The following is a 14,372-nucleotide window of genomic DNA, read 5'->3' as shown; positions in this document are numbered from 1 at the left end:
CGTGCGCTGGGCGTCGCATCCGGGTACGACACGCCGCGAACCGCGATCCCGCACGTATCGTGCACGAGACATCCATCGAGGGAGCCCACATGCCCGCCTGGGAGTACATCACCACTCCGCTGCTCATCCACAACACCGCCGCGATCCTCAACAACTGGGGCTCGGAGGGCTGGGAGCTCGTGCAGATCGTGCAGGGCCCCGAGGGCGGCCTCGTCGCGTACCTGAAGCGCCCCAAGGGCGGCGAGGACTCGGCGGCGGCGTCGGCCGGCGCCGCGGCGGCCGCGCAGGCCGCGAAGCAGTTCGAGGGCGAGGGGCACGCCTGATGGCCGGATACGAGGCCCGCCTCGCCGAGCTCGGCATCGAGCTCCCCGAGGTCGCCGCCCCCGTCGCCGCCTACGTGCCCGCCGTCGTCACCGGCTCGTACGTGCACACCTCGGGCCAGCTGCCGTTCACGGCCGGCGCCCTGCCGGCCACCGGCAAGGTCGGCGACGGCCACGGACTCGTGCCCGCCGACGACGCCAAGGCCTATGCCCGCACCTGCGTGCTCAACGCGCTCGCGGCCGTGCGCGCCGAGATCGGCTCGCTCGACCGCGTCACCCGCATCGTGAAGCTCGTCGGCTTCGTCGCGAGCGACCCGGCGTTCACCGGGCAGCCCGGGGTCATCAACGGCGCCTCCGAGGCGCTCGGCGAGATCTTCGGCGACGCCGGGCGCCACGCCCGTTCGGCCGTCGGCGTCGCGGTGCTGCCGCTCGACTCGCCGGTCGAGCTCGAGCTCGTCGTCGAGTTCGCATAGCCCCAGCAGACAGCAGGATGCCCCGGCGGGATCGATTCCCGCCGGGGCATCCGTCGTCGTGCGAGCGACGCGGAGCGGCTACTTCACCTGCTCGCTGATGATCTGCATGATCGAGGTGTCGGCCAGCGTCGTCGTGTCGCCGATCTGACGGCCCTCGGCGAGGTCTCGCAGCAGGCGCCGCATGATCTTGCCCGAGCGGGTCTTCGGCAGCTCGTTGACGATGAACACCTGGCGGGGACGAGCGATCGCGCCGATCTGGGTCGCGACGTGCTTGCGCAGCTCCTCCGACGCCGCGGCGACGTCGTCGCCGTGCGCGGCCTGGCTCGCCTTGAGGATCACGAACGCCACGACCGCCTGGCCCGTGGTCTCGTCGGAGGCGCCGACGACGGCGGCCTCGGCGGTCCACGGGTGGGCGACGAGCGACGACTCGATCTCAGCGGTCGAGAGCCGGTGACCCGAGACGTTCATGACGTCGTCGACCCGGCCGAGCAGCCAGATGTCGCCGTCTTCATCGCGGCGCGCACCGTCGCCGGCGAAGTACTTGTCGCCGAACTTCTCCCAGTAGGTCTCCTTGAACCGCTCGGGATCGCCCCAGATGCCGCGGAGCATCGACGGCCACGGCTCGGTCACGACGAGGAGCCCGCCCTCCTCGCCTTCGACGGGGGCGCCGTCGTCGGTGAGGATGTCGATCGAGACGCCGGGCACCGGCACCTGCGCCGAACCCGGCTTCAGGTCGGTGACGCCCGGCAGCGCCGAGATCATGATCGCGCCGGTCTCGGTCTGCCACCAGGTGTCGACGACGGGGATCGAGCCGCCGCCGATGACGTGGCGGTACCAGATCCAGGCCTCGGGGTTGATCGGCTCGCCGACCGAGCCGAGCAGGCGCAGCGAACGCAGGTTGAACTGGTGCGGGATCTGCCGGCCCAGCTTCATGAACGAGCGGATCGCCGTGGGCGCCGTGTAGAGGATCGAGACCTTGTACTTCTCGACGATCTCCCACCAGCGACCCGGGTGCGGGGTGTCGGGGGTGCCCTCGTAGACCACCTGCGTGGCGCCGTTGGCGAGCGGGCCGTACACGACGTACGAGTGGCCCGTGATCCAGCCGACGTCGGCCGTGCACCAGTAGACGTCGGTCTCGGGGTGCAGGTCGAAGACGTTCTTGTGGGTGAACGCGGCCTGGGTGAGGTAGCCGCCGCTCGAGTGCACGACGCCCTTGGGCTTTCCGGTGGTGCCGCTCGTGTAGAGGATGAACAGCGGGTGCTCGGCGTTGAAGGGCTTCGCCGCATGCTCGCCCGAGGCCTCGGCCACGGTGTCGTGCCACCAGTGGTCGCGGCCGTCGACGACGTCGACCTCGTTGCCCGTGCGCTTGACGACGAGCACGTTCTCGATCGATCCGGCGGACTTGGCGATCGCCTCGTCGACCGTCGGCTTGAGCGGGAAGACCCGCCCCTTGCGGTACCCGCCGTCGGCGGTGATGACGAGCTTCGCCTCGGCATCGTCGATCCGCGAGGCGAGGCTGTCGGAGCTGAACCCGCCGAACACGACGGAATGGATGGCGCCGATGCGTGCGACGGCGAGCATCGAGACGATCGCCTCGGGGATCATCGGCAGGTAGATGGCGACGCGGTCGCCCTCTCCGATGCCGAGGCCCTCGAGCACGTTCGCGGCGCGCTTGACCTCGTCGGTGAGCTCGGCGTAGGTGATGTCGCGGCTGTCGCCGGGTTCGCCCTCGAAGTGGATCGCGACGCGGTCGCCGAGGCCGGCGGCGACGTGGCGGTCGAGGCAGTTCTCGGCGACGTTGAGCTCGCCGTCGTCGAACCACTTCGCGAACGGCGGGTTCGACCAGTCGAGCGTGCGGGTGAAGGGCTTCTGCCAGGTGAGGAGCTCTCGCGCCTGGTCGGCCCAGAAGCCGAGGCGGTCGGCGCGTGCCGACTCGTAGAGCTCTTGGCCGGCGACGGCCTGGGCGGCGAACTCGGGGCTCGGACGGAAGCGCCTGATCTCCTCGAGTGCGTGATCGATCTGAACGGTCATGGTTCTCCGGTCGCTCCTTCGCGATCTGTTTCATCGGTTGGGTCGCCTGCCCCAAGCAGCACCCTACCTCTCGCTCATGCATGCATTCGACGAGTGAGGAAACACATCGTCGGTTTGCACTTCCGTGCACGGCTTCGGAGTATTACTGTGCCTTTGCGCAGAGAAATCTGTGTGTCCGCACAAATGAGGACAAAAATACTTGCGCATTCATTCTGAGGCCCTACACTGAATACCGCCCGAACACTCGTTTCGAGGCCTGCAGCGCTCGCGATTCCCCCCAATCCTTGCGCTGCCGAGGCGGCACCTGTTCCCCCCAATGGGTGCCGCCCCCTTTCGTTAAGAGCACCTCTCCCGGGTGCGAGTCGAATCCTCCTCCACAACGACGTGGAGGGGGATTTCTTCTTCTCCGCGTTCGAACGGATGCCTCGGGGCCCGCCCGGCTCCATACGCTCGCCGCATGTCCATCCCCTTCGTGGCGACGCCCTCGTGGCAGACGACCGAGATCGCCGTGCCGAGTACGCGGTCGATCAGCCGAGTGTCGTCGTCGCACACGCCCTCCGAGTTCGAGGCGATCGACCGGTTCACCGAGATTCTCACCGGCCTCGAGTCCGGATTCGGGGCGACGGAGGGGGAGACGCGAGCCGCGGCATCCCACCTCGATCTGGCCGTGCTCGACGCCCTCGCGCCGTTCGCGGCCGACGGGCCCGTCACCGACCTGTTCGTCAACGGCGGCGCCGGGCTCTGGGTCGACCGGGGCGGCGGCGCCCGCCGCGAGTCCGGGTGGGCGGCTGAGGAGTCCGAGGTCCGCGCGCTGGCCGTGAAGCTCATCGCCCGCGGCGGACGCCACGTCGACGAGGCGACTCCGACGGTCGACGTCCGGCTCGGTCTCGGCATCCGCGTGCACGTGGTGCTGCCGCCCGTCTCGACCGGGGGCACCCTCATCTCCGTACGCATCCCGAGGGCGGCCGGTCGATCGCTCGCCGAGCTCGCGGCCACCGGCATGCTCGACGACGTGCAGCGCGAGCTGCTCGAGCGCGCGGTGCGCGACCGCCGGAACCTGCTCGTCACCGGTGCCGGCGGCACCGGCAAGACGACGATGCTCGCCGCGATGTTGAGCGGTGCGCCCGCGCACGAACGCATCGTCGTCATCGAGGACGTCGCCGAGCTCCGGCTCGCGCACCCGCACGTCGTCTCGCTCGAAGCACGCCAGGCCAATCTCGAGGGCAGCGGGCGCATCGGCCTCGACGCGCTGCTCCGAGAGGCGCTGCGGATGCGCCCCGACCGGCTCGTGGTCGGCGAGTGCCGCGGCGCCGAGCTGCGCGAACTCCTCGCCGCGCTCAACACCGGGCACGACGGCGGGGCCGGCACGCTCCACGCGAACTCGCTCGCCGACGTCCCCGCACGGCTCGAAGCGCTCGGCGCGACCGCGGGGCTCTCGCCCGACGCGGTGGCCAGGCAGACGGCGAGCGCCTTCGATCTCGTGCTGCACCTCGAACGCGTCGACGGCCGCCGGCGTCTCGCCCAGATCGGCCGGTTCGCCCTGCGCGGCGATCGGCTCGGAGTGGAGCCGCTGTGATCGCGCTGACGAAGCTCCTGCGCCGGCGTGCGGCCGACCCGGGCGCGGGGGTCGACGCGATCGCGTCGATCACCGAGCGCCTCGCCGTGCTCCTCGCCGCGGGAGTGCCGGCCTCGAGTGCCTGGCGCCACGTGTCCGCGGAGGACGGCGCTGCGGGCGCGATGGGAACCACGGACGGCTGCGCGGCCGCCTCCGGCGACGCGCGGGTGCTCGCCGCGGCCGCCGAGGCGGCGTCGCAGGGGGAGTCGGTCGCCGCGGCGATCGCCGTCGCAGGCGCGGCCCACCCCGGGGCCTCCCTCGCCTGGCCGGTGCTCGCCGCGGCGTGGTCGGTCGCCGCCGAGTCGGGCGCACCGCTCGCCGCGAGTCTGCGGAGCCTCGCCGTCGTGCTCCGCGACGAGGCGCAGCTCCGTCGCGACGTCGGCGCCGCGCTCGCCGGCCCCGCGGCCAGCGCCCGGCTCGTCACCGCGCTGCCGCCGATCGCGGTCGTGTTCGGAGCGACCCTCGGCTTCGACACCGTCGGCGTGCTGCTCGGCAATCCCGTCGGCCTCGCCTGCCTCGTGCTCGGCGCGTTGCTGCTCTGGGCCGGAGCGGGATGGAACCGCCGGCTCGCCCGCACCGCGTCGGTCTCGCAGGCCGATGCCGGACTCGAGCTCGAGCTGCTCGCGATCGCGATGTCGAGCGGCGCCTCCGTCGAGCGGGCCAGGGCCCTCACCCGCGAGACAATGCGCACGCACGTGCCGCACTCGGGCGACGGCCGCGCCGTCGACGAGGTCGTCGCGCTCGCGGCCCGGGCGGGCGCCCCGGTCGCCGAGCTCCTCCGGGCCGAGTCGTTCCGGGTGCGCCGCGCCGCCCGCTCGGCGGGTGCCGCGCGGGCGGCCGCACTCGGCGTGCGCCTCATGCTGCCGCTCGGACTCTGCGTGCTGCCGGCCTTCGTGCTGCTCGGCGTCGCGCCGCTCATGATCTCCGTCGTCACCGGCACCCTCGGCGATGCCTCGTGACGACTCAGGACTCGTGCCGCCGATCCGCCGGGCCTCCGGCGCTACTGAAGGGAACCACATGCAGAACTCCGATGACCGGGTCGACGAGCCCGCACGATCGGGCGACGTCGAGACCGGAGCCGAACCGCCCCCGCAGCGATCCGCCGCGCGACGGCTCCTCGGGCGCCTCGCAGGCGAACGCGGCGCCGCCACCGCCGAGTACGCGGTCGCGACCATGGCCGCGGTCGGCTTCGCGGGCCTGCTCGTCGTCATCCTCCGCGGTGACGAGGTGCGCGGCATCCTCACCGATCTCGTGCGGAATGCGCTCACGGTGGGGTGACCGGGAGCGGGGCAGCGTGACGGCGGAGTTCGCCGTCGCGCTGCCGGCGATCGCGCTCGCGCTCGCCGGATGCCTCGCCTCGGTGCAGCTCGCGGCCCAGCAGGTGCGGCTCACCGACGCGGCCGCCGACGCCGCACGGGCGCTCGGACGAGGCGAGTCGAGCGCCACGGCGCAGGCGATCGCCGCGCGCGTGGCCGGAGCCGCGGCGCTCGCGGTCGCGGAGGAGGGGGAGTTCGTGTGCGCGCGGCTCACCGCCTCGGGTGCGGGCCTCCTTTCCACGGTGCGTCTGAGCGCCGAGTCGTGCGCCGTCGGAGGTGGACGATGAGCCGGCGCAGCCGTCTGCCGGATCGCCCCGACGGCCGACGCGACGACCGTGGTGCCGCCTCGGTCGTCGCGCTCGGCCTCGTCGGTGCGATCATCGGGCTCTCGGCGCTCCTGGTGCCGGTGCTCGGCGCCTTCGTGGGGTCGCAGCGCGCGGCGAACGCGGCCGACGCCGCCGCGCTCGCCGCCGCCGACGCGTCGAGCGGCGCCGTACCGGGAACGCCCTGCGCGCTCGCCTCGGCGATCGCCGAGCGCAACGGCGTCGAACTCGTCTCGTGCGAACTCGACGGCCCGATCGCCGAGGTATCGGTGCGCGCCGGGGTGCCGGGCTTCGCGCTCACGGCCGAGGCACGCGCCGGCCCTCCGAGCTGGCCGGGGTGAACCCGTCGCCGCGCGGCGAGCCGGGCCGATCAGTCGAAGACGGTCTCGATGAACCGGTAGTCGACCGCCGAGGGGCGGGAGTCGCCCGGCGTCTCGAACTCGCGTCCGGCCGAGCGGGAGTAGACGTAGCGCTTGCCCGCATCGGCGTTGAGCTCGAGGCGGGGCCTGGGGTCGCCGGATTCGAGGAAGGCCGTCGCGACGGTCTTGCCCTCGAGCGGCCCGTCGATCAGCTTGGCCGTGTACGAGCCGTGAGATGACGTGTCCATGCCGCCATTCTCCTCCCGGCGTGCCGAAGCGCAAGGGGTCGCGGCGAGTCGCGTCCCGCCGACTGGACGCGGTGGAGTGGGCGTACTTCCGGCGAGGGTGTGTATCGTGTGGCTGTCGGCGGAGCGTTCCGCCGGCCATGGCACACCGCTCGGGGGCGCGGCATATATTGTGCGTTCTCGTCTCATTCGAACGGTCAGAAGGAGTCTGGTGTCAGGCGCGAAGAAGTTGGTCATCGTGGAGTCGCCGACCAAGATGAAGTCCATCGCCCAGTACTTGGGCGACGGGTACGAGGTGCTGTCCTCGGTCGGTCACATCCGCGATCTCATCGAGCCGAAGAACCTGCCCGCCGAGCTCAAGAAGGGCCCGCTCGGCAAGTTCTCGGTCGACGTCGACAACGGCTTCGAGCCGTACTACGTGGTCTCCGACTCGAAGAAGAAGACGGTCGCCGAACTCAAGCGCGCGCTGAAGAACGCCGACGAACTCCTGCTCGCCACCGATGAGGACCGCGAGGGCGAGGCCATCGCGTGGCATCTCCTGCAGGAGCTGAAGCCCAAGGTCCCCGTGCGCCGCATGGTCTTCCACGAGATCACGAAGGACGCCATCCAGAAGGCGAAGGACAACACCCGCGAACTCGACACCGCGCTCGTCGACGCGCAGGAGACCCGCCGCATCCTCGACCGGCTCTACGGCTACGAGGTCTCGCCGGTGCTCTGGCGCAAGGTCGGCCCCGGCCTCTCAGCCGGCCGCGTGCAGTCCGCCGCCACCCGCCTCGTCGTCGACCGCGAGCGCGAGCGCCTCGCCTTCGTCGCGGCCGGTTACTGGGACCTGATCGGCACCTTCGCCACGGATGCCCCGGGCAGCGCGTTCGACGCCAAGCTCGTGCGTGTCGGCGGCGAGCGCATCGCGACCGGCCGCGACTTCGACGACTCCGGGAAGCTCACTTCGAAGGCCGTCGTCATCGACGAGGCGACCGCCGAGGCGCTGGCGTCGGCGCTCCGCGACGACACGGTCGCCCGTCGCGTCTCCAAGCTCGAGACGAAGCCGTACTCGCGCCGGCCGGCGGCGCCCTTCACCACGTCGACCCTCCAGCAGGAGGCCGCTCGCAAGCTCCGCCTCTCGGCGAAGGACACGATGCGCGTGGCGCAGTCGCTCTACGAGAACGGCTACATCACCTATATGCGTACCGACTCGAACTCGCTGTCGCAGCAGGCGATCTCGGCGGCGCGTGCGCAGGCGACCTCGCTCTACGGCGCCGACTCCGTGCCCGACAAGCCCCGCGTGTACGCGGGCAAGTCGAAGAACGCCCAGGAAGCGCACGAGGCCATCCGCCCCTCGGGCGAGGTGTTCCGCACGCCTTCCTCGCTCCAGGGGGCACTGCGCGGGCGCGAGTTCGACCTCTACGACCTCATCTGGAAGCGCACCGTCGCCTCGCAGATGGCCGACGCGAAGGGCCAGACGGCCACCGTCACGATCGAGGTCGGCCCGACGAAGGCGGATGCCGCCGCCCCGGCCGCACCGACGACGAAGATCGGCGGCACGATCGCCGAGTTCACCGCGAGCGGCACCGTGATCACCTTCCGCGGCTTCCTCGCCGCCTACGAAGAGGGACGCGACGAGGAGCGCAACCGCGACGACGCCTCGGGCGACGCCAAGCTCCCGCAGCTGGCCGAGGGGCAGCAGCTCGCGCTCGACCTGCTCGAGGCCAAGGGCCACGAGACGAGCCCGCCGCCGCGCTACACCGAGGCGAGCCTCGTCAAGCGACTCGAGGAGCTCGGCATCGGCAGGCCCTCGACCTTCGCCTCGATCATCTCGACGATCATCGACCGCGGCTACGTCACGCAGCGCGGCCAGGCGCTCGTGCCGAGCTGGATCGCCTTCTCGGTCGTGCGCCTGCTCGAGGAGCACTTCGGCGACCTCGTCGAGTACGACTTCACGGCCGAGATGGAGGACGACCTCGACCACATCGCCGCGGGCGAGGCCGACCGGGTCGACTGGCTCTCGAGCTTCTACTTCGGCTCCGACAAGCACCGCGGCCTGCGTCAGGTCGTCGACAACCTCGGCGAGATCGACGCGCGCGAGATCAACTCGGTCGCGATCGCGCCCGACATCACGCTGCGCATCGGCAAGTACGGCCCCTACCTGGAGACGGTCGACCCCGACGCCGCACCCTCCGCGACCGGAGAGCCGACGCCGCGCCGGGTGAACCTGCCCGAGGGGCTCGCGCCCGACGAGCTCACCGAGGCGAAGGCCCGAGAGCTCATCGAGGCGCCCGTGCAGGGCGACCGCGTCCTCGGCGTGAACCCCGCGAACGGCAAGCAGGTCGTCGCGAAGGACGGCCGCTTCGGACCGTACGTCACCGAGCTCGAGCCCGAGCCCGAGACGGCGGCGACCGTCGACACCGCCACCGGCGAGGTCGTCGAGGCGCCGAAGCCGAAGCGCGGCGCGAAGAAGGCAGCCGCCCCGAAGCCGCGCACGGCGTCGCTGTTCAAGAGCATGCACCCCGAGGAGATCGACCTCGAGACGGCGTTGAAGCTGCTCGACCTGCCCCGCGTCGTCGGCGCCGACCCCGAGTCGGGTGTCGAGATCACGGCGCAGAACGGTCGCTACGGCCCGTACCTCAAGAAGGACGCCGACACCCGCACGCTCCCCAGCGAGGACGCGATCTTCGATATCGACCTCGCCGGCGCGCTCGAGCTGTTCGCCCAGCCGAAGTACGGCGCCCGCCGCGCGTCGAGCGCCCTGAAGGAGTTCGACAACGACCCGGTGAGCGGCAAGCCGATCAAGGTGAAGGACGGCCGCTTCGGCCCGTACGTCACCGACGGCACGACGAACGCGACGATCCCGCGGGCCGAGTCCGTCGAGGACATCACGTTCGAGCGCGCGGTCGAGCTGCTGCAGATCAAGCGCGACAAGGGGCCGGCCGCACCGCGCAAGAAGGCGCCCGCCAAGAAGCCGGCCGCGAAGAAGGCGGCGTCGAAGAAGTGAGCGGTTCGGGTCTGTTCATCACCCTCGAGGGGGGCGACGGCTCGGGCAAGACCACGCAGGCCGAACTGCTCGGCGAGTGGCTGACCGGGCAGGGGCGCACCGTCGTGCGCACTCGAGAGCCGGGCGGCACCGAGGTCGGCGTCGAGGTGCGCGAGATCGTGCTGCACCACCGCGGCGACATCGCTCCGCGCGCCGAGGCGCTGCTCTACGCGGCCGACCGCGCGCATCACGTCGCGACGGTCGTGCGGCCGGCGCTCGAGCGCGGCGACGTCGTCCTCCAGGACCGCTACATCGACTCCTCGGTGGCCTACCAGGGGGCGGGGCGCGTGCTCGACCCCGAAGCCGTGCGCGGGATCTCCGAGTGGGCGACCGAGGGACTCGTGCCCGACCTCACCGTGCTGCTCGACCTCGACGCCGCGGCGGCCCGAGGCCGTCTCGACGAGGCGCGCACGCGCTACGACCGGCTCGAGGCCGAGGCCGCCGAGTTCCACGACCGGGTGCGCACCGCCTATCTCGGACTCGCCGAGGCCGAACCCGGGCGGTTCCTCGTCGTCGACGCGGCGCAGCCGGTCGAGGCGATCGCGCTCGCGATCCGCGAGCGGGTCGGCGCGCTCCTGGGCGACCGCTGAATCCGCCGTCGGCGGCGGAAGGTAGCGTGGAGCCGTGAGCGTGTGGAGCGAGCTGACCGGGCAGGACGCGGCGATCGCCGTGTTCCGCGCCGCGGCCGAGGCCGCGCGCGGCGGTGGGGCCGAGGCATCCGGCGGCAGTTCGCAGCAGATGACGCACTCGTGGCTCGTGACCGGCCCACCGGGTTCGGGGCGATCCAATCTCGCCTACGCCTTCGCGACGGCGCTCATCTCGGGCGACCCCGACGGCGACGAGGCGACCCGGATCCAGGTCGACGCGCGCAGCCACCCCGATCTGCACGTGCTCGCGACCGAGGGCGTGATCATCAAGCGCGACGACGTGCGCGACATCGTGAAGCGCTCGCACTACGCGCCGTCGATCGGCCGGCACCGCGTGATCATCGTCGAGGACGCCGACCGCATGACCGAGCAGACCTCGAACTTCCTTCTCAAAGAGCTCGAAGAGCCGCCCGAGCGCACCGTCTGGATCCTCTGCGCGCCGAGCGAGGCCGACCTCATCCCGACGATCCGTTCGCGGGTGCGCTCGGTGCGCCTCCAGGTGCCGAGCATCGCCGACGTCGCAGAACTCCTCGTGCGCCGTGACGGCGTCGACGCCGAGCTCGCCGAACGCGCCGCTCGCGAGGCGCAGAGCCACATCGGCATGGCGCACCGGCTCGCCACGAACGCCGAGGCCCGCGAGCGCCGGGCCGAGACGCTCCAGCTCGCGCTCCGGGTGCGCTCGACGGCGACGGCGGTGATGACGGCGGCGCGGTATCTCGAGATCGCCGGCGACGACGCGAAGGCGATCACCGAGCTCCGCGACGCCGAGGAGCGCGAGCACGCGCTGCACTCGCTCGGCATCGCCCCCGGGCAGGCGGTTCCGCCGGCGCTCCGGCCGCAGATCAAGGCCCTCGAAGACGATCAGAAGCGCCGGGCGACCCGGAGCCTCCGCGACGGCATCGACCGGATCCTCGTCGATCTCGCGTCGCTCTACCGCGACATCCTGCTCGTGCAGCTGGCGGCCGAGGTCCCGCTCGTCAATCGCGAGCTGCTGCCGGGCATCGAGCAGGCCGCCGCGGCGGCGACGCCCGCGCGGACGCTCGCGACGCTCGATGCCATCCAGACCGCGCGCACGCGCATCGAGGGCAACGTGCAGCCCGCCCTCGCGCTCGAGGCGATGCTCGTCTCCGCCGTCAGAGCCAACGACCACGAACGAGGAGCCGCATGAGCGCACCGAGCACCGTCCGACGATCGCAGGACCGCGAGCCGAGGGGGCGGAGGCCGCGGGGCCGTCGCTTCGCGGCGGTCGGTGTCGCGCTCGCCGCCGTGCTCGCGCTGAGCGCGTGCGTGCCGTCGTTCCTCGAGCCGTCGGCGCCGGTGTCGACCCCCACGGGCGAAGAGGTCTCGGCCGAGCTCGAGCCGTTCTACACGCAGGTGCTCGAGTGGGAGCGCTGCGGCGACGGCATGGGCTGCACGACCGCGAAGGCGCCGCTCGACTGGAACGACCCGTCGGCGGGCGAGATCGACCTCGCCCTCGTGCGTCACGCGGCGAGCGGCGAGAAGGTCGGGTCGCTGCTCGTGAACCCCGGCGGCCCAGGGGGCTCGGGCTACGACTTCGTGCTCGACTCCCTCGACTACGCCGTCGGCGAGCCCCTGCAGGAACGCTTCGACATCGTCGGCTTCGACCCGCGAGGGGTCGGCCGCTCCTCGGCGGTCGCCTGCTACGACGCCGCCGAGATGGACGACTACCTCTACGGCATCGTGCCCGCGGAGCGCGGCAGCGACGAGTGGATCGAGGCCGTCGGCAGTGCCGCGGCCGACTTCGGGGCGGCCTGCGACGAGAACACCGGCGCCCTCCTGCCGAACGTCGACACCGAGAGCGCCGCGCGCGACATGGACCTGCTGCGTGCGGTCCTCGGCGACGAGCAGCTGAACTACCTCGGCTTTTCGTACGGCACCTTCCTCGGGGCGACCTACGCCGAGCTCTACCCCGAGAAGGTCGGCCGGCTCGTGCTCGACGGCGCGATCGACCCCTCGGCGAGCGACTTCGAGGTCTCGAAGGCGCAGTCCGTCGGGTTCGAGCGAGCGCTCGACGCCTACCTGGAAGACTGCCTCGCCTCGGACGACTGCCCGTTCGACGGCACCGTCGACGCGTCGCGCGACGAGATCGGGCGTCTGCTCGCGTCGGTCGACCAGAGCCCCCTGCGCGGCAGTGACGGGCGGATGGTGGGCGCCGACACGCTCCTGACGGCGATCATCTACCCGCTCTACAGCGCCGACTCGTGGCCGTACCTCAGCGACATGCTCGAGGCCACGATGCTCGGCGACGCCGATCCGGCGCTCGCCTTCGCCGACGGCTACAACGGTCGCAACCCCGACGGCACGTACCTCGACAACTCGACCGAGGCCTTCCGGGCCATCAACTGCCTCGACTACACCTACCAGTCCGACGTGGCGGTGATGCGCGAGAAGGCCGAGGCGATCGCCGAGGCCGCCCCGACGATCGGCCCGTACATGGGCTACGGCGACCTCAGCTGCGTCAACTGGCCGTACCAGTCCGACCGCGAGCGGGCCGAGATCCATGCCGAGGGCGCCGCGCCGATCATGGTCGTCGGCACCACCGGCGACCCGGCGACCCCGTACGAGTGGGCGGTCGCCCTCGCCGACCAGCTCGAGAGCGGCGTGCTCGTGAGCTACGAGGGCGAGGGGCACACCGCGTACAACAAGTCGAACTCCTGCGTGAACGGCGCGGTCGAGAGCTATCTCATCGACGGGACAGTGCCGGCGAGCGACCCCGAGTGCTGATCGGGTGCGGATGTCGCGGGGTGAGCGCCGCGCGGCATCCGCACCTCGGATCCGAGTGGTCATCGGGAGCCTCGCGCATCCGCTACTATTGACTCTCGTGCCAGTCGGTGCGCCTCGCGCGCCGGTCGTCACGCCGCCTTAGCTCAGTCGGCAGAGCGTCTCACTCGTAATGAGAAGGTCGTGGGTTCGATTCCCACAGGCGGCTCCGATACGAAGCCCGGAACTCCGCAGATCTCGCGGGGTTCCGGGCTTCTTCCGTTGTCCGGGACGCCGGGACGCCGGGTTCGTCTCCGACGGGCGGTCTCGATCAGGCTCGTTCGACCGGGAGCCACAACTCGCAGGTGGCCGTGCTGAAGTCGGGGGCCCGGTCGAGGATCGCCACGATCGACGGACCGGGGCGCAGCCGCCAGGGATTGGACGGGAACCACTCCGTCGCGGTGGCCGCCCATGCCGCCTGCAGGGCTCCCGGATACTCCCCTTCGGTGCGGAACACCGCCCAGCTGCCGGCAGGTACGTCGATCGCATCCAGATCCTCCGGCACCCGCGTCCGGTCGGTGACGGCGACCCCGTGGAGGTAGGTCAGCTCGCTGCCCTCCGCGTAATCGGGATCGACATCGTCGCTGACCTGGAGCAGGCCCGCGGGCTCGCTGTCGCCCAGGTCCTTGAGTCGGGAGTGCTCCGATGCCGGCAGCGCGGCGATGTGGGCCTGGATGTGCGGATTGGCGCCGTGGTGGATGAGCGGCACACGTGCTGCGTGGCCGACGAGTCGGAATGCCGGTCGATCTGCGATTCGAGTGTCCATGGTGATGTTCCCTTCGACGGTCAGGCGGAACCTGAGCTGCGGTTGCGTTCGAAGGGGGCCGCCGTCTCGCCGCACGTCGCCGGGGCCGACGCCGTGCACCGATCGGAACGCTCGGCCGAACGCCTCGGTCGAGCCGTAGCCGTAGCGCACGGCGATGCCCAGCAGGTCGCCGCCTCCGATGACGTCCGCCGCGGCGGCCGTCATCCGGCGGCGCCGGACATACTCGGAGAGCGGCATGCCGGCCAACGATGAGAACATCCGGCGGAGGTGGTACTCGGTCGTGCCGAAACCCGTCGCCAGCGTGGTCACGTCGAGGTCGTCGGTGAGGCGATCCTCGACGTACGCGACCAGGCGGTTCAGTTCTGCGATCATGGTGCTCCCTTCGTCGTCCAGCCTTGCTCGCCGCGACGATCGGCACCCTACTCTTGCGGTCCGATCGAGTCGGAATCGACGAGGTGCCGGATATGC

General features: G+C 71.5%; 14 protein-coding genes and 1 tRNA gene. 12 read left to right on the top strand and 3 right to left on the bottom strand.

What is annotated here, in order from left to right; genetic code table 11:
• Positions 1-89: 89 nt before the first annotated feature.
• Both ACFVAJ_RS02455 and ACFVAJ_RS02450 read left to right on the top strand, forming a co-directional pair.
• On the top strand, positions 90-323 hold the full coding sequence (locus ACFVAJ_RS02455) for a hypothetical protein (RefSeq protein ID WP_157422335.1): 234 nt from the start codon (positions 90-92) through the stop codon (positions 321-323).
• Positions 323-793, top strand: coding sequence for a RidA family protein (locus tag ACFVAJ_RS02450; RefSeq protein ID WP_376941207.1), 471 nt, complete (start codon positions 323-325; stop codon positions 791-793). Before ACFVAJ_RS02455 ends, ACFVAJ_RS02450 begins: the two co-directional genes overlap by 1 nt.
• A 78-nt stretch (positions 794-871) precedes the next feature.
• Here ACFVAJ_RS02450 and acs read toward each other — a convergent pair whose 3' ends face one another.
• Positions 872-2,824 carry an acetate--CoA ligase gene (acs, locus tag ACFVAJ_RS02445; protein ID WP_376941206.1) on the bottom strand — a complete coding sequence of 651 codons (1,953 nt, stop codon included), beginning with the start codon at positions 2,822-2,824 and terminating at the stop codon, positions 872-874.
• A gap of 457 nt (positions 2,825-3,281) precedes the next feature.
• Here acs and ACFVAJ_RS02440 point away from each other — a divergent pair, with 457 nt between their 5' ends.
• The 5 genes from ACFVAJ_RS02440 to ACFVAJ_RS02420 are packed head-to-tail and all read left to right on the top strand — an operon-like array spanning position 3,282 to position 6,419.
• Positions 3,282-4,400: a TadA family conjugal transfer-associated ATPase gene (locus tag ACFVAJ_RS02440; RefSeq protein ID WP_376941205.1), complete on the top strand. Its 1,119-nt coding sequence runs from the start codon at positions 3,282-3,284 to the stop codon at positions 4,398-4,400.
• The gene (locus ACFVAJ_RS02435; protein WP_376941204.1) at positions 4,397-5,398 is read left to right on the top strand and encodes a type II secretion system F family protein; all 1,002 of its coding nucleotides are present in this window, start codon (positions 4,397-4,399) and stop codon (positions 5,396-5,398) included. Before ACFVAJ_RS02440 ends, ACFVAJ_RS02435 begins: the two co-directional genes overlap by 4 nt.
• A 58-nt stretch (positions 5,399-5,456) precedes the next feature.
• On the top strand, positions 5,457-5,717 hold the full coding sequence (locus ACFVAJ_RS02430; protein ID WP_376941203.1) for a DUF4244 domain-containing protein: 261 nt from the start codon (positions 5,457-5,459) through the stop codon (positions 5,715-5,717).
• 16 nt (positions 5,718-5,733) lie between these two features.
• Positions 5,734-6,042 carry a TadE family type IV pilus minor pilin gene (locus ACFVAJ_RS02425; protein ID WP_376941202.1) on the top strand — a complete coding sequence of 103 codons (309 nt, stop codon included), beginning with the start codon at positions 5,734-5,736 and terminating at the stop codon, positions 6,040-6,042.
• Positions 6,039-6,419 (top strand): Rv3654c family TadE-like protein, encoded by a 381-nt coding sequence (locus ACFVAJ_RS02420; protein ID WP_376941201.1) that lies wholly within the window; start codon positions 6,039-6,041, stop codon positions 6,417-6,419. The genes ACFVAJ_RS02425 and ACFVAJ_RS02420 overlap by 4 nt, the downstream gene beginning before the upstream one ends.
• A gap of 29 nt (positions 6,420-6,448) precedes the next feature.
• Here ACFVAJ_RS02420 and ACFVAJ_RS02415 read toward each other — a convergent pair whose 3' ends face one another.
• A complete protein-coding gene (locus ACFVAJ_RS02415) occupies positions 6,449-6,685 on the bottom strand; it encodes a hypothetical protein (protein ID WP_376941200.1) in 237 nt (78 codons plus the stop codon).
• A 208-nt stretch (positions 6,686-6,893) separates the two neighbouring features.
• Here ACFVAJ_RS02415 and topA point away from each other — a divergent pair, with 208 nt between their 5' ends.
• From topA to ACFVAJ_RS02390, 5 genes are all read left to right on the top strand, one after another.
• Positions 6,894-9,671, top strand: a complete 2,778-nt coding sequence (gene topA / locus ACFVAJ_RS02410) for a type I DNA topoisomerase (RefSeq protein ID WP_376941199.1) — start codon at positions 6,894-6,896, stop codon at positions 9,669-9,671.
• Positions 9,668-10,300, top strand: coding sequence for a dTMP kinase (gene tmk, locus ACFVAJ_RS02405; RefSeq protein WP_376941198.1), 633 nt, complete (start codon positions 9,668-9,670; stop codon positions 10,298-10,300). Before topA ends, tmk begins: the two co-directional genes overlap by 4 nt.
• Before the next feature lie 34 nt (positions 10,301-10,334).
• Positions 10,335-11,525: a DNA polymerase III subunit delta' gene (locus ACFVAJ_RS02400; protein ID WP_376941197.1), complete on the top strand. Its 1,191-nt coding sequence runs from the start codon at positions 10,335-10,337 to the stop codon at positions 11,523-11,525.
• Complete coding sequence (locus ACFVAJ_RS02395) at positions 11,522-13,102, top strand: alpha/beta hydrolase (RefSeq protein WP_376941196.1); 1,581 nt, start codon at positions 11,522-11,524, stop codon at positions 13,100-13,102. The genes ACFVAJ_RS02400 and ACFVAJ_RS02395 overlap by 4 nt, the downstream gene beginning before the upstream one ends.
• Positions 13,103-13,234: 132 nt before the next feature.
• Positions 13,235-13,307, top strand: a tRNA-Thr gene (locus ACFVAJ_RS02390).
• A gap of 102 nt (positions 13,308-13,409) precedes the next feature.
• Here the strand turns inward: ACFVAJ_RS02390 and ACFVAJ_RS02385 are convergent.
• The gene (locus ACFVAJ_RS02385; RefSeq protein WP_376941195.1) at positions 13,410-14,276 is read right to left on the bottom strand and encodes a GyrI-like domain-containing protein; all 867 of its coding nucleotides are present in this window, start codon (positions 14,274-14,276) and stop codon (positions 13,410-13,412) included.
• Positions 14,277-14,372 lie beyond the last annotated feature (96 nt).

Origin of the sequence: Agromyces sp. NPDC057679, from assembly GCF_042799635.1 — a bacterium.
Classification (GTDB): domain Bacteria; phylum Actinomycetota; class Actinomycetes; order Actinomycetales; family Microbacteriaceae; genus Agromyces.
Note: the sequence above shows the minus strand (reverse complement) of the source record. Positions and strands in the feature narration are given on the sequence as shown.

Coding starts and splice junctions, on each gene's coding strand:
- ACFVAJ_RS02455 (WP_157422335.1), top strand. CDS start 90: ATGCCCGCCTGGGAGTACATCACCACTCCGCTGCTCATCCACAACACC.
- ACFVAJ_RS02420 (WP_376941201.1), top strand. CDS start 6,039: ATGAGCCGGCGCAGCCGTCTGCCGGATCGCCCCGACGGCCGACGCGAC.
- ACFVAJ_RS02430 (WP_376941203.1), top strand. CDS start 5,457: ATGCAGAACTCCGATGACCGGGTCGACGAGCCCGCACGATCGGGCGAC.
- ACFVAJ_RS02385 (WP_376941195.1), bottom strand. CDS start 14,276: ATGATCGCAGAACTGAACCGCCTGGTCGCGTACGTCGAGGATCGCCTC.
- ACFVAJ_RS02450 (WP_376941207.1), top strand. CDS start 323: ATGGCCGGATACGAGGCCCGCCTCGCCGAGCTCGGCATCGAGCTCCCC.
- ACFVAJ_RS02440 (WP_376941205.1), top strand. CDS start 3,282: ATGTCCATCCCCTTCGTGGCGACGCCCTCGTGGCAGACGACCGAGATC.
- acs (WP_376941206.1), bottom strand. CDS start 2,824: ATGACCGTTCAGATCGATCACGCACTCGAGGAGATCAGGCGCTTCCGT.
- ACFVAJ_RS02415 (WP_376941200.1), bottom strand. CDS start 6,685: ATGGACACGTCATCTCACGGCTCGTACACGGCCAAGCTGATCGACGGG.
- ACFVAJ_RS02395 (WP_376941196.1), top strand. CDS start 11,522: ATGAGCGCACCGAGCACCGTCCGACGATCGCAGGACCGCGAGCCGAGG.